At 40.2% G+C, this 24,740-nt stretch carries 21 protein-coding genes and 1 pseudogene; 10 read left to right on the top strand and 12 right to left on the bottom strand.

The features are described 5' to 3' along the window. Window positions 1-32 precede the first annotated feature (32 nt). The 6 genes from ribBA to L2672_RS03940 form a co-directional block, all read right to left on the bottom strand. Window positions 33-1,136 carry a bifunctional 3,4-dihydroxy-2-butanone-4-phosphate synthase/GTP cyclohydrolase II gene (gene ribBA / locus L2672_RS03915; protein ID WP_248994525.1) on the bottom strand — a complete coding sequence of 368 codons (1,104 nt, stop codon included), beginning with the start codon at window positions 1,134-1,136 and terminating at the stop codon, window positions 33-35. 67 nt (window positions 1,137-1,203) lie between these two features. Continuing rightward, window positions 1,204-1,860, bottom strand: coding sequence for a riboflavin synthase (locus L2672_RS03920; protein ID WP_248994526.1), 657 nt, complete (start codon window positions 1,858-1,860; stop codon window positions 1,204-1,206). A 55-nt stretch (window positions 1,861-1,915) separates the two neighbouring features. After that, window positions 1,916-3,052, bottom strand: a complete 1,137-nt coding sequence (gene ribD, locus L2672_RS03925) for a bifunctional diaminohydroxyphosphoribosylaminopyrimidine deaminase/5-amino-6-(5-phosphoribosylamino)uracil reductase RibD (protein WP_248994527.1) — start codon at window positions 3,050-3,052, stop codon at window positions 1,916-1,918. A gap of 48 nt (window positions 3,053-3,100) precedes the next feature. Further along, window positions 3,101-3,550, bottom strand: a complete 450-nt coding sequence (gene nrdR / locus L2672_RS03930) for a transcriptional regulator NrdR (protein ID WP_248994528.1) — start codon at window positions 3,548-3,550, stop codon at window positions 3,101-3,103. 101 nt (window positions 3,551-3,651) lie between these two features. Further along, window positions 3,652-4,905, bottom strand: a complete 1,254-nt coding sequence (glyA, locus tag L2672_RS03935; RefSeq protein WP_248994529.1) for a serine hydroxymethyltransferase — start codon at window positions 4,903-4,905, stop codon at window positions 3,652-3,654. 275 nt (window positions 4,906-5,180) lie between these two features. After that, complete coding sequence (locus L2672_RS03940) at window positions 5,181-6,731, bottom strand: DUF3943 domain-containing protein (RefSeq protein WP_248994530.1); 1,551 nt, start codon at window positions 6,729-6,731, stop codon at window positions 5,181-5,183. Between the two features lie 156 nt (window positions 6,732-6,887). Between L2672_RS03940 and ettA the strand changes: the two genes are divergently transcribed. The 4 genes from ettA (at window position 6,888) to L2672_RS03960 (ending at window position 13,565) form a co-directional block, all read left to right on the top strand. Then, window positions 6,888-8,555: an energy-dependent translational throttle protein EttA gene (gene ettA, locus L2672_RS03945; protein ID WP_248994531.1), complete on the top strand. Its 1,668-nt coding sequence runs from the start codon at window positions 6,888-6,890 to the stop codon at window positions 8,553-8,555. A 299-nt stretch (window positions 8,556-8,854) separates the two neighbouring features. Beyond that, a complete protein-coding gene (locus L2672_RS03950) occupies window positions 8,855-9,946 on the top strand; it encodes an efflux RND transporter periplasmic adaptor subunit (protein ID WP_248994532.1) in 1,092 nt (363 codons plus the stop codon). Beyond that, the gene (locus L2672_RS03955) at window positions 9,946-13,056 is read left to right on the top strand and encodes a multidrug efflux RND transporter permease subunit (protein ID WP_248994533.1); all 3,111 of its coding nucleotides are present in this window, start codon (window positions 9,946-9,948) and stop codon (window positions 13,054-13,056) included. The genes L2672_RS03950 and L2672_RS03955 overlap by 1 nt, the downstream gene beginning before the upstream one ends. A 35-nt stretch (window positions 13,057-13,091) precedes the next feature. After that, on the top strand, window positions 13,092-13,565 hold the full coding sequence (locus tag L2672_RS03960) for a LabA-like NYN domain-containing protein (protein WP_248994534.1): 474 nt from the start codon (window positions 13,092-13,094) through the stop codon (window positions 13,563-13,565). A gap of 18 nt (window positions 13,566-13,583) precedes the next feature. On the opposite strand, the gene L2672_RS03965 is transcribed toward L2672_RS03960, so the two are convergent. Then, window positions 13,584-14,009: an OsmC family protein gene (locus L2672_RS03965; RefSeq protein WP_248994535.1), complete on the bottom strand. Its 426-nt coding sequence runs from the start codon at window positions 14,007-14,009 to the stop codon at window positions 13,584-13,586. A 171-nt stretch (window positions 14,010-14,180) separates the two neighbouring features. Here L2672_RS03965 and L2672_RS03970 point away from each other — a divergent pair, with 171 nt between their 5' ends. From L2672_RS03970 to L2672_RS03980, 3 genes are all read left to right on the top strand, one after another. Then, window positions 14,181-14,621, top strand: a complete 441-nt coding sequence (locus L2672_RS03970) for an acyl-CoA thioesterase (RefSeq protein WP_248994536.1) — start codon at window positions 14,181-14,183, stop codon at window positions 14,619-14,621. Between the two features lie 667 nt (window positions 14,622-15,288). Further along, complete coding sequence (locus L2672_RS03975) at window positions 15,289-16,926, top strand: aryl-sulfate sulfotransferase (RefSeq protein ID WP_248994537.1); 1,638 nt, start codon at window positions 15,289-15,291, stop codon at window positions 16,924-16,926. Window positions 16,927-17,159: 233 nt separating this feature from the next. Further along, entirely contained in the window at window positions 17,160-17,951 is a 792-nt protein-coding gene (locus L2672_RS03980; RefSeq protein WP_248994538.1) for a CBM9 family sugar-binding protein, read from the top strand. A gap of 131 nt (window positions 17,952-18,082) precedes the next feature. Here the strand turns inward: L2672_RS03980 and L2672_RS03985 are convergent, their stop codons facing one another. The 5 genes from L2672_RS03985 to L2672_RS04005 all read right to left on the bottom strand — a co-directional run bounded on the left by L2672_RS03985 (window position 18,083) and on the right by L2672_RS04005 (window position 21,176). Continuing rightward, window positions 18,083-18,592 carry an RDD family protein gene (locus L2672_RS03985; RefSeq protein WP_248994539.1) on the bottom strand — a complete coding sequence of 170 codons (510 nt, stop codon included), beginning with the start codon at window positions 18,590-18,592 and terminating at the stop codon, window positions 18,083-18,085. Window positions 18,593-18,603: 11 nt separating this feature from the next. Then, entirely contained in the window at window positions 18,604-18,861 is a 258-nt protein-coding gene (locus L2672_RS03990; RefSeq protein WP_248994540.1) for a DUF2960 domain-containing protein, read from the bottom strand. 75 nt (window positions 18,862-18,936) lie between these two features. Further along, window positions 18,937-19,446 carry a GNAT family N-acetyltransferase gene (locus L2672_RS03995; RefSeq protein ID WP_248994541.1) on the bottom strand — a complete coding sequence of 170 codons (510 nt, stop codon included), beginning with the start codon at window positions 19,444-19,446 and terminating at the stop codon, window positions 18,937-18,939. Between the two features lie 238 nt (window positions 19,447-19,684). After that, a complete protein-coding gene (locus tag L2672_RS04000) occupies window positions 19,685-20,458 on the bottom strand; it encodes a substrate-binding periplasmic protein (RefSeq protein WP_420833129.1) in 774 nt (257 codons plus the stop codon). An 85-nt stretch (window positions 20,459-20,543) separates the two neighbouring features. Then, complete coding sequence (locus tag L2672_RS04005; protein WP_275974948.1) at window positions 20,544-21,176, bottom strand: DUF2913 family protein; 633 nt, start codon at window positions 21,174-21,176, stop codon at window positions 20,544-20,546. A 144-nt stretch (window positions 21,177-21,320) separates the two neighbouring features. On the opposite strand from L2672_RS04005, the pseudogene L2672_RS17375 reads away from it, so the two are divergent. The 3 genes and pseudogenes from L2672_RS17375 (at window position 21,321) to L2672_RS04015 (ending at window position 24,737) form a co-directional block, all read left to right on the top strand. Then, window positions 21,321-22,312, top strand: a pseudogene (locus L2672_RS17375) (ISAs1 family transposase). A 121-nt stretch (window positions 22,313-22,433) separates the two neighbouring features. Further along, a complete protein-coding gene (locus L2672_RS04010) occupies window positions 22,434-22,727 on the top strand; it encodes a class IIb bacteriocin, lactobin A/cerein 7B family (RefSeq protein ID WP_248994543.1) in 294 nt (97 codons plus the stop codon). A 348-nt stretch (window positions 22,728-23,075) separates the two neighbouring features. Beyond that, on the top strand, window positions 23,076-24,737 hold the full coding sequence (locus L2672_RS04015; protein ID WP_248994544.1) for a hypothetical protein: 1,662 nt from the start codon (window positions 23,076-23,078) through the stop codon (window positions 24,735-24,737). Window positions 24,738-24,740: the final 3 nt, after the last annotated feature.

Below are 24,740 nucleotides of genomic sequence, written 5' to 3' on the forward strand. Positions count from 1 at the left end.
ATTGAAAATGTTAAACTGAAATCGTTAATTTTTTATTCAGAAATATATTCTGTCACTTCAAGCCCGAAACCTGAAAGTGAATGGTATTGCTTAGGTGAGCTAAGTAGCTTCATTGACGTCACCCCAAGGCTAGCCAGTATTTGCGAACCTACACCTACGCGGCGTGAAGTACCTTTCCATGGGGCTCTAGCCACCGCTTGGCCTTGATCTTCTGCTTCAAATAACTTCACTTTGGCTAAAAGATCATTGGTGTGTTCTTGGTTACCTAGCAATACTAAAATACCATTTTCGTTAGCGATACGCTCCATAGCTTTTTCTAATGGCCAGCTGCGTTTTTGATCTCGCTCAGAATGCAGCAAGTCGTTAAAGGTGTTTTGTAAATGAACTCGAACCAACACATCTTCACTAACCTCACCTTTTACTAAAGCAAAGTGCAGTTGGTTATCAATGGTATCTCTAAACGTCACCATGTCGAACTCGCCAAAGCGAGTTGGCAGCTTACAGCTAGCTTCACGAACGACAGTGGTTTCTTTGTTGTTTCTATATTCAATTAAGTCAGCGATAGTCCCCATTTTAATGCCGTGCTTTTCACTGAAGACTTCTAAATCAGGTCGACGCGCCATAGTGCCATCGTCATTTAAGATTTCAACAATGACCCCTGAAGCTTCAAAGCCTGCTAAACGCGCTAAATCGCAACCCGCTTCAGTATGACCAGCACGAATAAGTACCCCGCCATCTTGCGCCATCAAAGGGAAAATATGCCCTGGCTGAACTAAATCAGCAGGTTTAGCCTCTTTTGCTACCGCTGCTTGCACCGTTACTGCACGGTCATGAGCTGAAATACCGGTAGTAACTCCCTCTGCGGCCTCAATTGACACGGTAAAGTTGGTGGTAAATTGGGCGTTATTGTTAGTGACCATTAATGGTAAATTAAGCTGCTGACAACGCGCTTTAGTCATTGTTTGACAAATAAGGCCACGGCCAAAGGTCGCCATAAAATTAATCGCTTCTGGTGTCACACACTCAGCAGCCATAATTAAATCACCTTCGTTTTCTCTGTCTTCATCATCCATCAAAATAACCATTTTACCTTGACGAATATCTTCGATGATTTCTTCTATGCTGTGTAAAGCCATATGGGGACCTTTTGTTATTTTCAGTCGTTATTGTTTTATTATTGTGTTTGTAAGCAATAGAGTTGAGTTAGCGCATAAACCCCGCACTCGCTAACATTGCCAGGGTGACGCCAGATTGCGGTTGTTCGTCTTGCGCTGGTTGCATTAATCTTTCAAGATATCTTGCAATTAAGTCCACCTCAATATTGACACTGTCACCTGCTTTTAAATTAATCAACGTGGTTTCATTAGCGGTGTGTGGCACTATGGTTAGCCTAAATTGACTGCCATTAACTTCATTCACCGTTAAGCTAACACCGTCAATCGTAATCGAACCTTTATGAGCAATATACTTTGCCAAATCTTGCGGTGCGCTCAACCAAAACTCAATGGCGTTGCCTCGGTTATGTCTTTGCTCAACCTTTGCTATGCCATCAACATGACCACTCACCATATGACCGCCCAGCCGAGTAGTCGGTGTTACCGCTTTTTCTAAGTTAACGGTTTGGCCGACAGCGTAATGAGCAAAACCAGTTAATGAAACGGTTTCAGCGGAGACATCAGCAACATATCCGTCAGCTAAACATTGTACAACCGTTAAGCACACGCCATTGGTTGCAATACTGTCACCCAGTTTTACATCCGTTAAGTCCAGTTTGCCGCTAGCCACAGTCAAGCGAATGTCTTTGCCTTTACGCTCAATTTTTCGCAAGGTGCCTAAGGCTTCAATAATGCCGGTAAACATAATCACTCACTTATTTTAGCTGTTCATTTCTGTTGAACATTCATTATCAGATATTTTAGCCTAAACGAAACATAAAGCGTGTGTCATGACCGACATTTCGTTTATCTTTTAGGGTTAAATTGGGTAAGTTTTCCATGGTTTGGTAATCAGGCAGGTTAAGCATATTACGTCCTTCACTGCCTAATATTTTCGGCGCTTGGTATAACACTAATTCGTCAGCCAATTGCTGTGAAATAATACTGCCCGACAATGTCGCCCCTGCTTCAACCATAACCGAGTTACAACTTTGACCAAGGTGCAGTAATAGGGTTTTTAAACATACTCGGCCTTGAGCGTCTGTAGTCGTTTGCAAAAAACTCACGTGTGCAGGAAATTGCTGTTTTATTTGCGCAGGATAATCTTTAGTGCTCACTAACAAAATGGGGCTATTGATTTGAAATAATTGATATTCAGGCGTCACTCTACAATTTGAGTCGAGCACAACACGTAAGGGCTGGAAAATATCCGCCTCGTCATGAGAGTGCTTTACACTACCAAGTTCATCAAACCGCACATTTAAGCTCGGGTTATCTGCAATAACAGTGTCAACACCAGTAATGACCGCACAATGTTTAGCCCGCATTTTTTGTACGTCTTTTCTGGCTGCGGTTGTGGTTATCCACTTTGACACGCCATTAGACAGCGCCGTTTTACCATCTAAACTGGCCGCCACCTTTACACTCACCCAAGGCATTTGGGTTTGCATTCGTTTCATAAAACCTAAATTTAATGTCAGAGCTTCTTCTTCTAATAAGCCAACTTCAACTTCAATGCCAGCCCGTTTAAGCATGTTAATTCCGTTTCCGGCAACTTGTGGGTTAGCATCAGTGATTGCCACTACAACTCTAGCCACTTCAGCTTTGATTAACCCTTCAGCACAAGGAGGCGTGCGACCATAATGACTACAAGGTTCAAGGGTGACATAGGCCGTAGCGCCTTTAATGGAATGGTTTTTAGCTTTAGCATCAGCAATGGCGTTCACCTCAGCATGGCCCTGCCCAGCTTTGTGGTGATAACCTTCGCCAATAATTTTACCGTTTAACACCAATACACAGCCAACACAGGGGTTCGGGCGAGTGGTATATTGACCAAGGCGTGCCAATTGAATTGCTCGGCTCATCATTTGAGTATCAAAAACGCTAAATGTTGCCATGACCTATTATCGACCTTCTATCAATATCAATTTGGAGTATGTAAAGTGCTACTTTTGTAATTTGGCAATGGCTTCGCCAAATTGAGAAACATCTTCAAATGCACGGTATACCGAGGCAAAACGAATATAAGCGACTTTATCTAGGCTCATGAGTTGCTCCATCATTAAGTTGCCAATCATTTCTGAATCAACTTCACGTTCACCTGTTGCGCGTAAGGTCGATTTAATTTTAGAAATAGCCTGTTCAATTTGGTCCATAGACACGGGGCGTTTTTCAACTGCACGCAACATACCTCCGCGCAGTTTATCTTCATCAAAGGGCTGGCGACTGCCATCTCGTTTAATAATTCTAGGCATAACAAGCTCAGCACCTTCAAAGGTGGTAAAGCGTTCGTGGCACTGGGTACACTCACGGCGACGGCGAACCTGATGACCATCAGCAACTAATCTAGAATCAATAACTTTAGTGTCTGTTGCACTACAAAATGGACAATGCATGATGCCTCCACAAAATAAAATGGCCGCTAAAATTAGCGGCCATTAAAGTTTATCCTATTTGCTCGTGAAGGTTAAGCTAACAGAATAATTGTCAAAGCAAATTACCCGTAAACAGGGAATTTAGCACATAACGTTAACACTTTAGCTTTAACGTCATCAATAACGCTTTGGTTTTGTGCATCATCTAAAATGTCACAAATCCAGCCAGTCAATTCCTTCGCTTCAGCTTCTTTAAAGCCACGACGAGTAATCGCTGGAGAACCGATACGAATACCTGACGTCACAAATGGTGAACGTGGGTCATTCGGTACTGAGTTTTTGTTAACGGTAATGTTAGCACTGCCAAGTGCAGCATCGGCTTCTTTACCCGTTAAATCACGACCAATTAAGTCAACTAGCATTAAGTGGTTTTCTGTTCCACCAGATACAATTTTGTATCCACGTTGTAAGAACACTTCAACCATTGCTTTAGCATTATTAACTACCTGCTGTTGGTAAACTTTAAACTCTGGCTCTAATGCTTCTTTGAATGCCACCGCTTTACCCGCGATAACATGCATTAGTGGGCCACCTTGGCCACCAGGGAATACTGCAGAGTTTAACTTTTTGTATAAGTCTTCATCGTCAGCTGCAGAAATAATGATACCGCCACGAGGACCCGCTAAGGTTTTGTGAGTGGTAGAAGTCACAACATGAGCATGAGCCACTGGAGATGGATAAACACCCGCAGCAATTAAGCCAGCAACGTGAGCCATATCAACAAATAAATACGCGCCAATTTTATCAGCAATTTCACGCATTCTTGCCCAGTCAACAATACCTGAATAAGCAGAGAAACCGCCAATCATCATTTTAGGCTTGTGTTCTAACGCTAAACGCTCCATTTCGTCATAGTCAATTTTACCTGACTCATCAATACCGTAAGGAATGATGTTGTATAACTTACCAGAGAAGTTAACTGGAGAACCGTGAGTTAAGTGGCCACCATGCGCTAGGTTCATACCTAATACGGTATCACCTGGCTGTAGAAGAGCCATAAATACAGCGCTGTTCGCCTGAGAACCTGAGTGAGGTTGTACGTTCGCGTAAGTTGCACCGAATAGCTCTTTAGCACGTTCAATGGCTAGAGTTTCAATCACATCAACATACTCACAACCGCCATAGTAACGCTTGCCAGGGTAACCTTCTGCGTACTTATTGGTTAACTGAGAACCTTGAGCTTCCATTACACGAGGGCTGGTATAGTTTTCAGATGCAATTAACTCGATGTGCTCTTCTTGGCGACAAGTTTCATCTTCAATGGCTTTAAATAATTCTGGATCGTAATCCGCAATATTCATCGCTTTCTTAAGCATGGTGACTCCAACGATAGGTTCTATAGTAGTAGGGTTGCGCGGTATTCTACTCTGCAAATCAATTCAATCCCAGCCTTTACAACATGAAATTAGCTGACTTCAAACAATAAATTTACTCAAGTAAAAATTAAAAATGCTCTATGTTTCAGATACTCACTGATTTTTAATTAAAATAGCATTAACAACAATGACCAAATAAGCCGCAAAAACAGTTATCAAAAACACTGTTCTATTTTTCAAACTTTGCAATTAATGAAGATAATTATGCCAGTACATCAATATCGGTATGCCAGCCTTAACCAAGTGCGTTTTTGCCGGTCATCATAACGACTGTATATTTGTGGGTTATCAATGCCTTCAATAATGCCATATTGATTAAGTTGTTCATGATGCAAACTCATAGAAATCGCCGAATTAAAGGCGTAATCAATATAAATTTGATATCTGTCGCGAGCATCTTCAAAGTTTAAATCGTTCACATTGGGGTTCCAAAGCGCCACTCGTTCCATGTCTTTATCATCTAAAGAATCCCATCGTTGTGACTTGAGCTTCATTCCGAATGTCACATGATCAATGTTGATATTAAAAGATAAATTAAATGTATGGCCCCAAGCATAGCCATAATCACCTTCCCAGATGACTGACTTAGTTCCCCAAAAATTGCGCCCTTGAGCTAAATAGTCCGTGGTGGCAAAAGGTTTAACCATCGAAAAGTCACCAAATATGTCACTTTTAAATTCAATATTAATATATTGATTGTGCCAATTTGCTGCCGCTGACAAGCCTAATAGATTAACTACAGCATAAAAATCTTCATCAGCATCAGTACCCAGGCTGGTATATTCCATCGCTGTAGATGGACCAAAGTAAAAACTATGCGCCCAGTCAGTGGCTAAGTGATTACTCGCGGAGTGTCCTTTATATCCCCCTAGCCATACTTGAGTATGCATTTGCCAATCTTCAATACCATTTTGTGAAATGCCCGCTTCCATGTTCATATCAACTAAACTGGGAGTAGAAACAAACCCATCAGTCTTGCCTTTACGATTATCAATACGGGCCTCCATTCCTAATAGCATTGAAGTCACTGAATAGTCTGACGCTGTCTTTTGCGAATGTAATACACCAGTGTAAAGATTAAATATATCGACAGATTTACTGCGGTCAAATCGTGAGTCTTTACCATAACCAGCCCAACGCTTTACTGTATCAGCTGGGTTAAACACCCAAGCAAATGCGGTTGGCAGCCACCCCTCTTTAGTATGTAACATATCTGCCAGTTGATAAAAGCTTTCGCCCAATACCGCCCCGCCCCATGTTGTGACTATTTGATCATTAATACTGACCACTTCTTTATATTCTGCAAAGACCTCCCAAATAGTGGACGCCACAAACGTACCTGCAACCGATTCATAATAATTAAAGCCATTATTACGAAATGACTGATGATAAATGGCCCCAGCATAAGCATGTCCCCAGTTCATACCTAGAGCGTTGTCATCATATTTCCAGCTGTCATTTGAGGTCAGTCGTTGATAAAAGTATTTTGCCGCATCACCTTCAATTTCATAATCAAAGTCATCTTTCATACTTTCAGAACTGGCAGAGTACAGCCCGGTTCCAAGAATTAACCAGGTGGATAATTCAAGGCTAGCACCAAGCCAATTTTTTTCTGCAGGCGAAAAGGAAGTGAGTTCAGTCGTAGTATGTTGATGTTCATTTCGGGTAGATGAGCTAGGCTGTTCTGCTTGACATTGTCCGGCCAACGGCAAAGATAACAACAAGATGCCAACACCTATTCGCAGGCAAAGTCCTTGAGTCTGCAACAAAATAATCCTTTTATTTTTATTGAAAGTGAGGTTGCAGAAATGTTACCAAGTAAATGAGCTTAAAAATAGTCAGTCGAGTAAAAATCCATTTTAGTTCTCGCTATATTCTATTAGAATCAGGGCTATTATTTGTTGATAAAAAGATGGTATCTCATGGCTCAGTTTGTATATAGCATGCTTAGAGTGGGTAAAATTGTCCCGCCTAAAAAGCAAATTCTAAAAGACATTTCTTTAAGCTTCTTCCCTGGAGCAAAAATTGGTGTATTAGGTCTAAATGGTTCAGGTAAATCGACCCTGCTCAAAATTATGGCTGGCTTAGATACCGAAATTGAAGGTGAAGCGCGTCCTATGCCTGGCCTAAAAATTGGCTATCTACCACAGGAACCTAAGCTAGATGAATCTAAAACAGTTCGTGAGTCCATTGAAGAAGCGGTAAGTGAAGCTAAAAATGCGTTAACACGTTTAGATGAAGTTTACGCATTATACGCCGAGCCAGATGCTGACTTCGATGCATTAGCAAAAGAACAAGGCGAACTTGAAGCGATTATTCAAGCAACCGACGCACACAATTTAGACACCATTTTAGACCGTGCCGCCAATGCATTACGTCTACCTGATTGGGATGAGAAAATTGCCGTTTTATCCGGTGGTGAGCGTCGCCGAGTGGCTATTTGTCGCTTGTTACTTGAAAAGCCTGAAATGCTGTTACTAGATGAACCAACTAACCACTTAGACGCAGAATCGGTTGCTTGGCTTGAGCACTTCTTACAAGAATATAATGGCACCGTTGTGGCGATTACCCATGACCGTTATTTCTTAGATAATGCCGCGGGTTGGATTTTAGAACTTGACCGTGGTGAAGGCATTCCATGGGAAGGCAACTACTCTTCATGGTTAGAGCAAAAAGATGCTCGACTAAAACAAGAGTCGGCCACTGAAAACGCTAAACAAAAAACCATCGCCAAAGAGCTTGAATGGGTTCGCCAAGGTTCAAAAGGCCGCCAGTCAAAAGGCAAAGCCCGTATGGCGCGTTTTGAAGAGTTAAACACCAATGACTATCAAAAACGAAATGAAACCAATGAACTGTTTATTCCGCCTGGGCCGCGACTAGGTGACAAGGTGATTGAGGTTAACGGCTTAACAAAATCATACGGTGACCGAGTATTAATTGATAACCTATCATTTACAGTTCCTAAAGGGGCGATTGTCGGTATTATTGGTGCTAACGGTGCGGGTAAGTCAACCCTATTTAAAATGATTAGCGGCACCGAACAACCTGACAGCGGCACCATTGAAGTGGGCGAATCTGTTCACATTGCTTCTGTTGATCAGTTCCGCGACTCCATGAACGACAAAAACACCGTATGGCAAGAAATTTCAGGTGGCCAAGACATCATGAAAGTGGGCAATATGGAAATTCCTAGCCGCGCTTATGTTGGCCGCTTTAACTTCCGTGGCGGTGACCAACAAAATATTATTGGTTCGCTATCGGGTGGTGAGCGCAATCGTGTTCATTTAGCTAAATTATTACAAGCCGGTGGTAACGTACTATTACTTGACGAACCCACCAACGACTTAGACGTAGAAACATTACGTGCACTTGAAGAAGCCCTTCTTGAGTTCCCTGGTTGTGCTATGGTGATTTCGCATGACCGTTGGTTCTTAGACCGTATTGCTACCCATATTTTAGATTATCGAGATGAAGGTAAAGTGAACTTCTATGAAGGTAACTACACTGAATATTCAACATGGTTGAAAAATACTTATGGTGCAGACGTGGTTGAGCCACATCGTTTAAAATACAAACGAATCGCTAAGTAACATATTGAATAAAACAATGACACAGCCTTGAATTAGCTGATAAGCCCAAACGGTAAAATTAAGCCGCTTTTCAGTTATGGTTAATTAAGCCATGCCATAGTGCATGGCTTTTTTGTATTTATCGCTAATAACCACAAGATAACCCCTCAGCAACGATGTTATGTCCATAATGAAATTATGCCTGTTACACAATACTTGCTCAGATTTACATTGCTTTACGCCGCAAACACAAAAAGGTCATTACAATAGCGCACGTTTGTTCTAGATACTTGCACCGCTTGCTTGAGAGCTCAGTCCTTATGAAAAAAATCATCTTAATAATTATCCTTTTTATCGGCATGTTTGCTGGTTATGTCGTGAGTAAAGATAAAGCTGACAAGCCACAGCCCAATAATAGGCCCACAAGAGTCATTCCTGTTATTACAGCCACGGTAGATGTTCATCCGTTATCGCAATCAGTAACACTCATTGGCAAATTAAAAGCCAAGCATTCTGTTTTATTGGCACCACAAATTAGCGGCAAAATTAAACATATTAACGTGACTTCTAATCAATATGTTGAAAAAGGCCAGCTACTCATTTCATTAGAAGACGCCAAAGCCAAAGCCAATGTCACAGAAGCGCAGGCCTACTATGTTGATGAATTACGTATACAAGATGAGTTTAGTCGGCTGATTAACGTTAACGCGATTACCCAAACTGAAATAGAAGCTCAAAAAGCCAAGGTCGATATAGCCTCTGCAAGACTAGCTGCCGCCACAGCAGATTTGAATTATCATTCACTGGTGGCGCCCTTCTCAGGTAACGTCGGCTTAATAAACTTTAGCCGTGGCAAAATGGCTAATGCCGCTGAAACTTTATTGTCTTTAGATGATTTAAGTCATCTTTATTTAGACTTAAATATTCCAGAGCATTACTTATCTCAACTCAGCCATGGCATGGCGATTAGCGCCACAAGTAAAGCTTGGGCAAATACTCAGTTTGCAGGAACCGTCGTCGCCATTGACCCAAGAGTTAATGAAGACACCTTAAACCTGACCGTGCGCGCCGAGTTTGAAAACACGAACAACCAATTAAAACCGGGCATGATGATGTCGGCCACAGTAGTATTCCCTAGTATTTCAGCCCCAATCGTTCCTGTGCAAGCGCTAGAGTATTCAGGGACTAAACGCTTTGTTTATGTAATTGATAAAAACAATATCGCCCATAAAACCGAAGTGGAATTAGGAGCAAGGGTTAACGATGAGGTACTGATTAATAGTGGCTTAAATATTGGCGACACCATTGTGGTACAAGGTTTAGTGAATATGCGTAACGGTATAAAAGTGAATAACTTAACTCATGTTGCTCAAAATATGCCAACCGATGCTGCAACAGTGGAGGCTCGCTAATGTGGTTAAGTGATACCGCCGTTAAACGCCCTGTTGTTGCCATTGTACTCAGTATTTTGTTGTGTGTTTTTGGCTTTGTGTCGTTTTCTAAGTTATCTGTTCGAGAAATGCCAGATGTAGAAAACCCCGTTGTAACCGTTATGACCACTTATAATGGTGCTTCAGCCTCTATTATGGAAAGCCAAGTCACTAAAACCATTGAAGACCAACTAACCGGCATTAGTGGTATTGATGAACTGACCTCTGTGACGCGCAATGGCATGTCACAAATTACCATCAAATTTTTGCTGGGTTGGAATTTAACCGAAGGCGTGAGTGATGTTCGTGATGCAGTAGCCAAAGCGCAACGTGGCTTACCCGATGAAGCTGACGATCCCATTGTGTCAAAAGATAACGGCACCGGCCAGCCCTCAATTTACGTCAATTTAAGTTCTGAATTGATGGACCGAACTCAGCTAACCGATTACGCCCAAAGAGTATTAGAAGATAAGTTTAGCCTGATCACCGGCGTTAGCTCAGTTAACCTTTCTGGCGGCTTATACAAGGTAATGTATGTGCAATTGCAGCCTGAGCTGATGGCGGGTCGTAATGTCACCGCCAATGATATTGTCAGTGCATTAAAAGCTGAAAACGTTGAAACACCCGGTGGTGAAGTACGTAACGACACCACAGTAATGTCAGTTCGGACTAAACGCCTATATTACACCGCAGAAGACTTCGACTATTTAGTGGTCAGAACCGCCAACAATGGCAACCCCATCTACCTAAAAGATGTAGCCAAAGTGTTTGTCGGTGCTGAAAATGAAAACTCAACCTTTAAAAGTGATGGTATTGTCAATTTAAGTTTAGGCATTATCCCGCAATCTGACGCCAACCCTCTAGATGTAGCTAAAGCGGTTCACCGAGAAGTTGCTGATATGCAGCAATTTTTACCTGAGGGCGCAAGGTTAGTTGTAGATTATGATGCTAACGTATTTATTGAGCGTTCAATCAGCGAAGTTTACAACACGCTAATCATTACCGGATTACTGGTAGTATTGGTCTTGTATATTTTTATCGGTCAATTCAGGGCAACGCTTATTCCTGCCGTTACGGTACCGGTATCATTAATTTCTGCCTTTATGGCTGCTTATAGCCTAGGTTATTCCATTAACCTATTAACTTTAATGGCATTAATCTTATCTATTGGCTTAGTAGTCGATGATGCCATTGTGGTAGTAGAAAATATTTTTCATCACATTGAAAAAGGTGAGCCTCCTTTACTTGCTGCCTATAAAGGCACTCAAGAGGTTGGGTTTGCGGTCATATCAACCACATTAGTGTTGATTATGGTGTTTTTACCTATCTCATTCATGGATGGCATGGTAGGACTTCTGTTCACCGAATTTTCCGTTATGCTGGCTGTTTCGGTAATGTTTTCGTCCCTAATAGCCTTAACACTTACCCCAGTGCTAGGTAGTAAGTTACTTAAAGCAAACGTAAAACCCAATGCATTCAATAAATGGATAGACCGTCAATTTAATCAGTTAGAGCAAATTTATCGTAAAGGCGTCACCCTAGCGATTAATTGGAAAATGGCTGCTCCAATCATTATTGCTGCCTGTTTAGGGGGCAGTTATTTACTGATGCAAAACATTCCTTCACAGCTTGCGCCACAGGAAGATAGAGGCGTGTTATTCGCCTTTATTAAAGGGGCTGAAGGGACCAGCTACAACCGAATGATTGCCAACATGGATATTGTTGAAAACAGATTAATGCCATTGTTAGGCCAAGGAACCATTAAATCGTTTAGTGTACAAGCACCCGCATTTGGTGGTCGAGCAGGCGACCAAACTGGCTTTGTGATTATTCAATTAGAAGATTGGGCACACAGAGAAGCGAACGTTCAACAGTCGTTAGCCCTAATCGCTGAGACTTTAAAAGATATTCCAGATGTGATGGTAAGACCTATGATGCCTGGGTTCAGGGGGCAATCTAGCGAACCTGTACAATTTGTTTTAGGCGGTGCCGATTACCAAGAATTATTTAAATGGGCTCAAGTATTACAACACGAGGCAGACGAAAGCCCAATACTAGAGGGGGCAGATTTAGACTATGCCGAAACGACCCCTGAGTTAGTGGTTACTATCGACAAACAACGTGCTGCAGATTTAGGGATCAGTGTTGCATCAGTGTCTGAAACACTTGAAATCATGTTAGGCGGTAAAAGTGAAACCACCTTTATTGAGCGCGGAGAAGAGTACGACGTTTATTTGCGAGGCGAAGAGAACAGTTTCAATAATGTCGCCGATTTAAGCAAAATTTACCTGCGTTCAAATAAGGGAGATTTAATTACCTTAGACAGTGTCACCCATATTGAGGAGGTCGCCTCACCGCAGAAGTTAAGCCATAGCAATAAGCAAAAATCGATTACCCTTAAAGCCAATTTAGGCGATGGTTATACCCTAGGAGAAGGATTAGCATTTTTAGACCAAAAAGCCATAGAGTTACTGCCTGCTGATATCTCAATTTCATACACGGGTGAATCTAAAGACTTTAAAGAAAACCAAAGCAGTGTATTAATTGTATTTGCCCTCGCCTTACTAGTGGCATATTTAGTATTAGCAGGACAATTTGAAAGCTTTATTAACCCACTAGTTGTTATGTTAACCGTCCCCATGGGAATTTTTGGCGGTTTCTTGGGGTTAGCACTCACTGACCAAGGTCTGAATATCTATAGTCAAATAGGTATGATAATGTTGATCGGTATGGTGACAAAAAACGGTATTTTAATTGTTGAGTTTGCCAATCAATTACGTGATAGAGGCTTAAGCTTAGACCAAGCCATTATTGATGCTTCAGCAAGACGATTAAGACCGATTTTAATGACCGCATTTACCACGTTAATTGGAGCGATTCCGTTAATATTATCCACCGGAGCCGGTAGCGAAAGCCGTATAGCCGTAGGTACGGTTATTTTCTTCGGTATGGCATTTGCGTCATTGGTGACCTTATTCGTTATTCCGGCAATGTATAGGTTGATCTCAGCATCCACTAAGTCACCGGGTTATGTTGCCGCCGAACTAGATAAAGCCATAGCAGCACAAAAACAACAAGCTACAACCACTTAGTACTCATTAATAAAGCTGATGCTTAAAGGAATAAGATGTATAAAATTGCCGTATTCGTAGACGTACAAAATATTTATTACACCTGCAAACAGGCCTTTGAGCGCAGCTTTAATTACCGCGAACTCTACCGCCAATTGGCACAAAGAGGCGAGATCACCCATGCCATTGCGTATGCTATTGCCCCAAATGATGACGGCCAAGTTAAGTTTCAAGATGCATTAAAATACATCGGATTTGAGGTTAAAACGAAGCCCTACATTCAACGTAGTGATGGAACCGCCAAAGGGGATTGGGATGTGGGCATCACCATCGACATGCTAGAACTATCCGCAGACGTCAATGAAGTGATTCTGCTGTCTGGTGATGGCGATTTTGATTTATTGATTAAAGCCATAAATCGAAAGTATGAGGTATTAACTCATGTTATTAGTGTGCCGCCTTTAACCGCTAAGTCACTACTAGACCAATGCCAGCAGCACACCCCTATCGACCATACTTTACTAAGATAATGGCTCGATTAAGTTGAATTAATTTACTGCGTGAGTCACTAAAGTGGGATTAAGTAAATTGTCATGAACAGGGCAACGATGACAAACCGCATCTAAAAAGGCTTTTTTTTGTTGTTCATCTAAATCTGCATCAACTGAAGCCATAATATCGATAGTCTTGAAACCCACCGGATCATCGCTTTGTTTACCATTCAAACCCGCTGGGTTCAACTCACCTTTAACCGAGACATCAAACTGTCTTAAGTGAATTTTTTGATCTTTAGCCACCATTTTAGCAATGGCAGAAATACACCCAGCTAATGAAAATAAGAATGTTTCAAGTGGATTAGCCCCTTCGTTTGTCGCACTCGGTTGATCAATAATCAAAGTATGCTCTCTTACCTGTGCGGTAACTTTCCAGCCCTCACCCATCGTGGTATTCACTTGTACAATTTTATTAGCCATATTGACTCCAAACAATCTATTAGAAAAATCTAATGGAAATTATAACGGTTTATGACTTGCATTTGCAAACATTGAACATCACAACTTAATTAACAAAAAACTCTGAAAAAAATATTAAAATCTTCTACACTGCCACCAGCCAATATTCGCGTTAGAAAAAGTAGGTAGCTAATGAATCCCCCTGCCAGTAAAACAGCACTAACCTGGAGCCAAGTCGCTCACTTTGATGTACAGATTTACTATGAAGATACCGACTTTTCAGGTGTTGTTTATCACCCTAACTTTTTAAAGTATTTTGAACGCGCAAGAGAGCACGTAATAGGCGCCCCGCTATTACAACAACTTTGGCAGCAACAAGGGCTAGGCTTTGCAGTATATAAAACCGATATGATTTGCCATGATGGTGTTGAATTTGCTGACATTATTGATGTTAGAACCCAATTCTGTTTTGAAAGTAAATATCGCACTATTTGGAAGCAAGAAATATGGCGTCCCAACGCCAATAAACCTGCTGTAACCGCCACCATAGAAATGGTGTGCATGAACACCCTGCGCCAATTATGCCCCATGCCCGAAAACCTGATTAGCTTATTGAGCAACGCGATTAAGTAATGGGGTCAGTGTTAATTTTTATTTCTGAAGCCTATCAATCGCTTTTTTCGGCAATTGTCCTTCACAGGTAAATCGTTTTACCCCTAAATGAATTTGGAATATGTACTAAGGACACAAACGTCGTGGTGCTTCGTTTATCCTAGGTTTAGAACGCAAGTTTCCAAGACTTCTTTTGAATTAACATAGTAAAATTCCATCCTGCAGCGGCTAAAATGGCATAAGCAATATTAATCTCTTGGGTCCCCCAGCAGCCCAAAACGACAAATGTTGAAAAACGCATCATTTTCGATAGGGAACGATCCTGCTTTACACCTGATTTTTATGACCGCTTTACCCATTGGTCTAAAGCCCTAACTTATCAATTTCAAACACAAAACCAGCCTTTACTTTTCGCAAAAAGCCGTGATAAAAAGTTCCCCATCATATGCGCTAATTTATGCCTTTGTGATCATCAAATCACTTTAAAAACTCCAATTTTCTTCTTTATGATTAAGTGGTTAATCTAGCCTCGCCTATTAACCATTCATATCATTATGTCTATGGTTTAAAAACTTAATATAACTATAATGATGACCAACAATTGAGTTTAATTATGATCAAGCCGCTTATCTATTCTGTGTTAGCTCTATCTATTTTATCCACTGTACCCTCGGCTCAAGCAAATCCCATGGGGATGAAACCTCAGCCTGTTGAAGATGCCCCTTTAGGCTATCTGATACATAATCCATATGAAAATGCGCCACTTACCGCTTTAGTCACCCTCAATGGTCACGTGATTTCTGATGTTGAAGTTACAGTACATCCCAAAGACGATTCTGGTGTGAGTATTACTTATCTAGTTGATGACATGCGCATTATGGATGAAGGCGGCGTACCTATTTTTGGTTTATACCCAGCACATTTAAACAACTTCACCGTTAAGTGGACTGAAAATAGCCAACAACATAGTCATGACTATCAAATGCTAACACCCGATATCGATATGGGATTTTCTGAAAGCCAATGGGCTAAAGCGCCTTTAGTCGAAGTAGAACATGTTGATACCGACTTTAAAGATAGATTGTACTTTGTTAACTGGACCAACCCTGACGGTAAAACATCTCAGTTAATGCATAATAACCTTGAAGCACCAGGAGCATTCTCGTGGGACGGCAAACCCGGTTTTTTCATTATTGATACTGCGGGCGATATTCGCTGGTATTTAAATCCTTATACCACTCACAACTCAAAAAGTTTTGATACCGCAGGTTATGCCATGGGCATGAACGTCACTAAAGATGGCAACATGGTTTGGGTACAAGGCCAAGGTTGGAAAAAGATGTCATTAATGGGGAGAATGATTTCAGAACACAGCTTACCAGGAAACTTTATTGATGCCTCCCATGAGGGAATGGAAGCGGCTAATGGCAATATTTTTATTCGCGCTGCCGCTAAAGATTATCGTCGCCCCGACGGCATGTTAGTTAATACCATCCGCGACCAAATTATTGAAGTGGATAATACTGGTAAATTGGTTGATTACTGGGACTTAAATACCATATTAGATCCCCTACGTGACGCGGCATTATTATCATTAGATGCTGGGGCGGTGTGTTTAAACATCAATGCCTCACATATTGGACATCAAACTACACTTGAAGATTTAAAAAATGCTCCCTACGGGGATATACATGGTGTAGAAACTGGTCGAAATTGGATTCACGTCAATTCAATTGACTACGACCCCAAAGATGACAGCATTATTATCAGCTCGCGTCATCAGTCGTCTGTGATAAAAATTGGCCGTGACAAGCAAGTGAAGTGGATATTAAGCCCTAAAAAAGGTTGGTCAGAAGCTTTTGCAGACAAACTATTAACCCCTGTGAACGCCAAAGGCAAGCCGCTAAACTGCAATGAAAAAGGCCTATGTTCTAATAGTGAATTTGATTTTTCATACACCTCACATACGGCTTATTTAGTCCCAGAAAAAGGCACCTTAACGGTGTTTGATAATGGTGATGGTCGTCACTTAGGTCAACCCATGTTTGCTACCGAAAAATATTCTCGGTCAGTTGAATATAAAATTGACGAAACCAACATGACAGTTGAGCAGGTATGGCAATACGGTAAACAAGAATTAGGCTATGAAGGCTACTCGCCTGTAACCTCTATTGTAAAATATCAAGCTGATAAAAACAGCATGATGAGCTACTTTGCCTCAGCTGGTTTATTTGGTCTTGGTGGTGGTTATGGCAACGTAAAAATGGACGAAACCACTGGCGTAGTGAAATCAATTTTAGTTGAACACCGCTATGGCGAAACTTAACCTGCAGTGCGAATAAACATTAATAGCCATGACATGTTTGCAACGGGTTACCGTGCGCAAGTTATACGAGTTAACGATATGCTGAAATAACCTTATATCCACAATGCCTCTGAACCTTTTCAGGGGCATTTTTTTACCTCATCGACAATAAACCCAATAACCTCTGCAATTATGGCTATAATCTAGCCACAAAACACAATCCCCCCTGTATCGATGACATGTTAAGGACCAACATGAAGCACACTCTTATTAAGCTCAGTTTTTGTAGCAGTCTATTATTCTGCAGTTTACTATTCTGCGCTGGCATCAATGCTGATATTAAGCCGCAACCAACATTACCTTTAGAAGTAGGCTTGGCCAAATCAGCCATTAATATTGACGGTAAAGTCGACGCTGTTTGGCAACGCGCTACTTGGCAACCGCTTGATAAGCTCATACTGGGTGAACAACCTAGCGCCCAAGACTTTAGCGGGCGTTATAAGTTGCTGTGGCGAGATAACCAATTATTCCTATTAGCCGAGATTATTGACGATGTTTTATTAGATAAAACCGCTGATCCGAAAGTGGCCTATTGGGATGATGATTGTTTAGAAATCTTTATTGACCCAGATGCTTCAGGCGGCGAGCATCAAGCAAATCACAATGCTTTTGCTTATCACGTAGCGTTAGACAATCAAGTTGCTGACTATGGCTTACAAAATGAAGCTATTTTGTTAAATGATCATGTTAAAAGCCGTTGGATGCGCGATCAACAGCAGCCCAACATTATCTATTGGGAAGCCGCTATCACCTTATATCCGCAAAGCTATAATGACCTACTAGCAGCAAATCATAAAGATCAAGCCCTGCCTTTAGCGCTTAATTCAGGTGATATTATCGGTTTTATGCTGGCTTATTGTGACAACGACGGATCTGCCGAAAGAGAAAGCTTTATTGGCTCTCACGAAATAACACCAATAAATGGTGATAAGAACCTCGGCTATAAAAATGCTGATGTATTTGGCAAAATAAAATTAGTGAATTAATGACTTTATCGACTTGGTTACTAAATAATAAAAACTCAGCGGCCTATTACTTAGGCGGCTGAGTTTTTCTATTAAGTAATATGGTATTGTCTATCTTCGACGAATAGTTAAATTGCACATACAAGTCGCGTTTAAGCACCATGCCAATTGCGCATTTGATTCGCCTCAACCGATAACACCACCACTTCAGAACGCGTCATTTTATCTTGCAAAGCCAGCTTATCGCTATTTAACAAAATATATAAATTGCCAACACCAAGTAATGACCAAATGACCCGCGCACTCGCGGTAATAAAACTTAAATTCTGCCCGTTAGGATGTTGTACTTTTAAGCGCCAAGCTCGCATTCCTAACGTTTGGCCACCTTTACTCCAAAATAACGCATAAAAGCCTGCCACACATAACGCCAGCCAAAGCTGATATATGCCTTTATACAAAGGATTATTATTTAAGGTATCTGAGATATGTTCAAAACCACCTAACGATACAATACCAACAGAATACAGGCCATAAAAGACACCAAAACCTATTCCACCGGCAATCATATACACAGCAACCGCCAGTAATAAATCATAAATCATTGCCCCTAAACGTCTAAAAAAGCTGGCTCGAGGGAAATTAGCATGCTCAGGATTTAACATCTTAATCAGTCCTATTTTGACTCGTCTTCTTCACGTACAAATTTAATGCTGGAAAATCCAAACCGAGCAAATTCCGTTTTACGAAAATCTTTTTCTGCTTTGGCACCTTTTTTAGACGTCATTGCAATTTGCTGCTCCATTGCCAAAAAGCGAGATAAATCTATTCCTTCAGCCTCAGCGGCAGCTTCATAAAGGTCATGATGTTTGTCATAACTAAAAGCGATTGTTTTTGTTTTTCCTTTAAAGGTATAAATTACTTGGCGAGCCATTAACAATCCTTACGATTTAAAATAAGCCTTAATTGTCCCATGTTCTCACGGGGATAAACAATGCTATTTAACGATTTATTGGTTTAAATACATGTAGCATGCATCATTACCATAGCTTTCAAGAGCACGAGTTAACCCAACACTCGTATCGGTATGATAATCAAAACCAAAACGTTGCCAAAAATCATCAGCCCCTTGAATAGCAACCAAGCCAATGCCTCGACCATCATGGTTTTGACAAAAATTAATAAGTTGCTGAACCAACTTTTTAGCAATACCTAGTCCTTGAGCTTGAGGGGATACCGCCATATCGTGAATATAGTGGGATGTAGCGTTAATAGATGCGCCATTATTTTGGTGAGTTAACACGGAATCTAACTTAGGTGCGTCACCTTTTTTCCATGCATGAGTAAGAATATAGCCAGACACTTGCCCTTGATGTTCATAAACCCAACAGGTATCAGGCGAAACTTGCCATTTACTTTGCATGACTTCAAGGCTTTCGGGCGTGATTTCATGGTAACAATCTGCTTGAATGGACATAATGCTCGGCCAATCACTTTCAATTACTCTTCTAATGCTCATATTCTATTCTGGTTGATTGAGGACGAATGGGCATTATAACTGACAGATTAATTTTGCTCATAATCTTATGGAGGATTTTGTGCAGTTTGCAGTTACTACTAACTTGATTATATTGAGTTGGTTAAAATTGAATTGAGCTAAACAGGGTTGTGCAGAGTGGGTTAAGCAGTAATTGAATAGTGAAACAAAAGCCTAATTAAGCAGTTATCGGGCTGTCACCAGCAGTCATAAAATATGGCTATTGTGCGTTAAGCTTAAATACCTCCTGATTGGTATATTTATCGATAATTCGTTGCACAGTGCCATCAGCAGTTAAAGTATCAATAGCCGCATCTATTTTAGGCATCAGGTGTTGGTGCTCTTTTCTTAATCGCATCACTAACACTCCTTTTGAGTGTATAGCCGCTAAACTAATGTCTAAATTAAGTTGCTTAGCCCAATATAATGCCGGTAAATCACCTGAAATAGCCACTTCAATTCTTTGCTTATGCAAAGCCTTTACAAGTTCTCGCTCTGATAAAAAATCTACCCGAGTGAACACATCGTCATCGTGATACAAGTAACCTCTAACTGTACCAATTTTCTGCCCTTTTATTTGGTTGATATCTGTCCAATTCTGCGCGTTTTGTGGCAAAACAATAATGTTTTCTTGAATATCAATAATGGCTTTTGACTGCACAAATAACTCACCCATATCACCATGAGGAAACCAACTTGGGCTAACAATATCAAAATCCAGTAATCCGGTTTCTAAAGCTTGATTAGTACGTTTGGGCGGAAAATTGTGTTTTTCAGTTTTAATATTAGCTAAGGCGATAATTTGCGGCATTATTTCACCCAAAATTCCCGGTTCATCAGGATTATTGGGAATGTAATACGGCACCCAACTACTGGATGCGTTCATATTATATTTTAAAACAACTTCAGCCCATGAGGCCCCTGGCAAGGCCAACATGATCACGAATAACATGATATTGATTAACGGTTTCAATTGCCACCCTTGTTTATCAATGTTCGACCCACTTTATAACGGCTAACTGTCTGTGTTTATAGGTATATCATCTTAGATTATTAATTCAACTGTTTTGTATTTATCATCAAATAGTTTGAGCTAACAAACACAAACTTACATGGTTATTTTTAGGGCTGACCACATAGGTTTTATGGTGTTTAATTAAGCTATTTTTTTTATTTGCTTGGCTAAGTAACAACCCATGTTTTAACGCTAAAGTAGCCAGCTGCTGCTCGTCACCTCTAACATAAAGTGATATCGGTTTAATGAGTTCACCTTGCTGAATATGTTGAGCTAATTGACTAGCACAGACCACAATACTTGAGCGGCCATCCCCTTCTAATTTTAACTTTTCTGTTAATGGGGTATCACTAATAACCAACCAGTCTAAAGCTTCAAATTCAGCTAATAAGTTTTGCACAGCATCAGCTAATTGCTCTGTTTTCGCCGTTTGATAATGAAACACTATACGCTCTAATAAGCGTTTTAGTTCAGCCCCTGCCCCTTTACTTCTACCTAAACGAATCCACTGAGTCAAATCATCTGCCACTAGCTTTGAAAAACGCTTAGTTTTTAATGAATCTACCATCCAGCTACATAAAAAGTGGCTCTCTTGAGCTGGGGTTTGGATGCCTTTATGCTGAGTATTTGAATCAACTAGTGCTTGAATACCAGCTTGAGCCAGTTGTAAAACGGCTGCGTTGTATGTTTGAGTCATGGAGTTAATATCAATATTCCGTAAATTGTTGAGCTATTTTAAAAACGTATTGAAAGCAGAGCAGAATCGAACTTTAAGTTAAACTTGTACCCCATTTCATGAACAGATTAGTATCAATCATAACTTACTGACAAACAAAGCCTTTTGAAACATCTTACAATACTACCCGATCCTTGCAAAGATATTAATCCTCAACACAATTTAGTTGCTGTCGTCTTTCTTACACTCTCAACTGTACCTTAATAGTGCAAGTGAGTGGAAGTAGATATAAGTATTCTGAAAAGAACAACTCGACTGGTTACGTCTGTACCGTGATTTTAGCATGAGCTCCCAAGACGACACTGTATCGCAAAGCATTATTAAAGCATTGGACAGTGAATTATTACTGCAGGTTCTGTTTAACTGGCTCAATGATAAAGTCAAAGTGAAGAGAAATTAGTTATCGCTATTGACAGCAAAACCATGCGCAGTGCGTGGAGCGGCGACGTTAAAAGTGCACTTCATGTCATAAGCGCATACGATGTCAGTAACAATATCACGCTAGATGCATTGTACTGCCAAGTCTCTTGTATGAAAACCATCACACTACGCAAAGGCAACTTTATGATCTAGGTGAAAGGCAATCAATAAGTGTACTTGCATAAAGTAAAGACATTATTTACAGACTTTTTATGACATTGAAAAGCTGGAAATATATGAACCATCTAACAGCGGTCATGAACGAAAGGAAAAAAGGCCCGTAATACGAACAAAAGCAGAGTTATCACCATAGCTGAAAAAGAAATAGCCCTGTATCAAGCCACTGATAGAGGTCGCTAACGAGCGCTCTGTTAATGGCACAATTTCCAATTCGTCCCTATGCTATGTTAGCTTCTTGCCGAGGAAGCCGCTCATGCTATCCGCGACCAGTTGGCAGTTGAGAACGGCTGCACTGGGTATTGGATGTTGTTTTTCGTGAGAGTGCAATGAAAGTATCCGCTCCAGATGGCACAAAACAGCTTGTTTTCTTCAACCGAGCAGCCCTGAGTATATTAAAGAAACACAAAGAGAAAAAACAGCCTCTCCAGCTAGGCGCCGACGTGAAGGAAGCTTGGAACCCTAAATTTCGTTCAGATCTTTCTGCCAACAAATTATGATAAACCTTAAAAAATAACACTTAAATTAAAATTATAAAAGCATAAAGTTTATTATTGAAGAATTATTTTCATCTAGTAATGTGTTTAAACAGGCAGTTGTTTACTTAATAAGGAAATTAAAATGGAAAATATTTCAGAAAATTCGGAAATTCGTGAGCTAAGTTTAGAAGAACTAGAAATGGTTAACGGAAGTTTTGGTCCTCCCGGAGCCGCTGCTGGGGCAGTTATCGGAGCTGCCGGCTATCTCGGCGGTGCGGCGACATCAGGTAGTTTTTCATGGGGCGGCTTTGCGACTGCAGTAGGCAGTGGAGCAGTACTTGGAGCAATTGGAGGACCTATAGCATCTGGATTTAGAAGTTATATAGCACCTCGAGCTTCTTTTGGATTTGGCGCTGCTGGTGGCTTATTTAGCTAACACATTGTCTATATAGGGCGCTCTACTTTCGCCCTCTTTAATAATTCTCGGTAAAAATAACTATGAAACTTTATCAACTAAGTCTAATTGTGGTTATCGGTACCTTTATCGCCGCAGGTTATGTCGGGCGTGTGAATTTTGGTTTTGTTATACTTCTTTCAGTACTACCAATTAATCTAATATACGGTAAAACTAATATGAAAGCATTTCATCAAAACTCCACTGCTTACAGTGGGATAAAATTGATTACACACCCTGCAATTCTATTCTCATTTTTCTTTATAATTTATTTAAATTATTAAACCGCTATACAGTACGAACAATTCAACCCAAAGGATGTTACAAAGTATGGACGTTGTTCGAAAGGTACCACTAGAAACGTATGAGTGCGCTGTTAAAAGGTTTATATGGAAAAATAATAACGTACAAACTACGGATATTATTGACTTAAACTCGATTCCACTTGTAGTCAAGCCAAGTCCCCTTTTTAAAGACGTTAAATTGACAAATCGCAAAATTACAGCTTTCGCTGAAGGCTATGGTGGCCTAGGTGTTGGTTTTAACGGAGGGGGTGCGAGAGTCGCAAACGTTGGCAATATACAACTTAAAGGTATTGGGGTAACCCCATATCTTGGGGATCATGATAATTTTGCTCACAGTACTGGTATGTACTGCATTGATGAAGCAATTACAGAATCAATCAATCACTTAGTATATGCAGAAATACTGCCTTTAGGTGTAGTGAACATGTACGCATTGGCTTTTATTGGTGAAAGTTCACATAATTTTGATTCTAAAAAAGAATGGACTCATAAGTTATGTATAGGAGTCAGAGAGGTAACGACTAGGCCAGCTCACTTTTTGAGGTCACCTTTTTTTAAGCCTAGAAAAGACTTTGAACCGTTTATAGATGGCGATGTTGAGCGCACAAGGCAAGCTTGCCTAAACCTCGGCAATTCGTATAAAAGTCACAAAGAATTTATATTTTTAATAAGTAAATTCTTAAGCAACTGTGCAAAACAATTCGCATTTTCACGTTTATTTAGAATAAGTCACGGTTCTGTAACCCCATCAAATATAGGAGTTGACGGTCGTTGGCTCGACCTTACAAATACCACTTTTGTATTTGATGGGAAAAATTACGCGGCGAGTAATGATACTGTACCTTTTTATTCCGAAGTTCAAAGTATTGCAGATACAGCTGTTGAATGGATATACACTTATAGCAAATACAACAGAGTATCTTTAAACTCAGACCCACTTATTAAATATTTTTATGAGCAGCTCGACGCATATACCAATTACTTTTTCCCACAACTAATTGGTATTGAAAGTGAATCAATCGAGTTTGGAAAACTAAAAAAACCTTTAAAAATACTGAAAGATTACTTTCACATTTTTAATCATAACAACGGGGAAATTTCCGTAGGTTTCCCTAAGATTAAGGAAGCTACTGATAGATGCACTTTTGCCATTGAAGAGTTGTTTAACGATTTTTTAAATAATAAAGATTCTAAAAATTACACAGCCGAGGCTCTTTTAACTGTATATAATCATTTGACTGACAATACAAATAAGTCCTATAAGAAGCAGGTAATAATTAAAACATCCATTCTAAAATGTTTTAAAATAGCATATTTTTCGTCATTTTTTTACAACGGGCAAATCAGAGAACAAGTGGATAAAAAAATCTCACAAGACTTGAATAGTGTCCAAGATTTCATTGATAGTTTCAGAGAAGTTGCAAAGTGGATTTTTCAAAAAAGTGACATTTCCAATACCATTGCTTTTAGTTCTAATAGCCTGATAATAAAATATGAACATGAAAGAGACTCCTTTTCAATAGTATCAAGAGGTAACTCCATTATAACAGGTAAAAATTTTAATGAAGAAAAAGTTGAGGAAATAATCTCTAACCTTCCGAAAAAAAATTTTATTATTCACGATTACAACTTTTTCCCAAGTTTACTTAAGATAATACGTCTATGTAATGCTGTAAATCACAGGTAATGA

Source organism: Shewanella gaetbuli, assembly GCF_023284065.1.
GTDB lineage: Bacteria > Pseudomonadota > Gammaproteobacteria > Enterobacterales > Shewanellaceae > Shewanella > Shewanella gaetbuli.

Excerpts from the sequence above, each read along its gene's own strand:
- ribBA (WP_248994525.1), bottom strand. The coding sequence starts at position 1,136 with ATGGCTTTACACAGCATAGAAGAAATCATCGAAGATATTCGTCAAGGT.
- L2672_RS03920 (WP_248994526.1), bottom strand. The coding sequence starts at position 1,860 with ATGTTTACCGGCATTATTGAAGCCTTAGGCACCTTGCGAAAAATTGAG.
- ribD (WP_248994527.1), bottom strand. The coding sequence starts at position 3,052 with ATGGCAACATTTAGCGTTTTTGATACTCAAATGATGAGCCGAGCAATT.
- nrdR (WP_248994528.1), bottom strand. The coding sequence starts at position 3,550 with ATGCATTGTCCATTTTGTAGTGCAACAGACACTAAAGTTATTGATTCT.
- glyA (WP_248994529.1), bottom strand. The coding sequence starts at position 4,905 with ATGCTTAAGAAAGCGATGAATATTGCGGATTACGATCCAGAATTATTT.
- ettA (WP_248994531.1), top strand. The coding sequence starts at position 6,888 with ATGGCTCAGTTTGTATATAGCATGCTTAGAGTGGGTAAAATTGTCCCG.
- L2672_RS03950 (WP_248994532.1), top strand. The coding sequence starts at position 8,855 with ATGAAAAAAATCATCTTAATAATTATCCTTTTTATCGGCATGTTTGCT.
- L2672_RS03955 (WP_248994533.1), top strand. The coding sequence starts at position 9,946 with ATGTGGTTAAGTGATACCGCCGTTAAACGCCCTGTTGTTGCCATTGTA.
- L2672_RS03960 (WP_248994534.1), top strand. The coding sequence starts at position 13,092 with ATGTATAAAATTGCCGTATTCGTAGACGTACAAAATATTTATTACACC.
- L2672_RS03965 (WP_248994535.1), bottom strand. The coding sequence starts at position 14,009 with ATGGCTAATAAAATTGTACAAGTGAATACCACGATGGGTGAGGGCTGG.
- L2672_RS03970 (WP_248994536.1), top strand. The coding sequence starts at position 14,181 with ATGAATCCCCCTGCCAGTAAAACAGCACTAACCTGGAGCCAAGTCGCT.
- L2672_RS03975 (WP_248994537.1), top strand. The coding sequence starts at position 15,289 with ATGGGGATGAAACCTCAGCCTGTTGAAGATGCCCCTTTAGGCTATCTG.
- L2672_RS03980 (WP_248994538.1), top strand. The coding sequence starts at position 17,160 with ATGAAGCACACTCTTATTAAGCTCAGTTTTTGTAGCAGTCTATTATTC.
- L2672_RS03985 (WP_248994539.1), bottom strand. The coding sequence starts at position 18,592 with ATGTTAAATCCTGAGCATGCTAATTTCCCTCGAGCCAGCTTTTTTAGA.
- L2672_RS03990 (WP_248994540.1), bottom strand. The coding sequence starts at position 18,861 with ATGGCTCGCCAAGTAATTTATACCTTTAAAGGAAAAACAAAAACAATC.
- L2672_RS03995 (WP_248994541.1), bottom strand. The coding sequence starts at position 19,446 with ATGAGCATTAGAAGAGTAATTGAAAGTGATTGGCCGAGCATTATGTCC.
- L2672_RS04005 (WP_275974948.1), bottom strand. The coding sequence starts at position 21,176 with ATGACTCAAACATACAACGCAGCCGTTTTACAACTGGCTCAAGCTGGT.
- L2672_RS04010 (WP_248994543.1), top strand. The coding sequence starts at position 22,434 with ATGGAAAATATTTCAGAAAATTCGGAAATTCGTGAGCTAAGTTTAGAA.
- L2672_RS04015 (WP_248994544.1), top strand. The coding sequence starts at position 23,076 with ATGGACGTTGTTCGAAAGGTACCACTAGAAACGTATGAGTGCGCTGTT.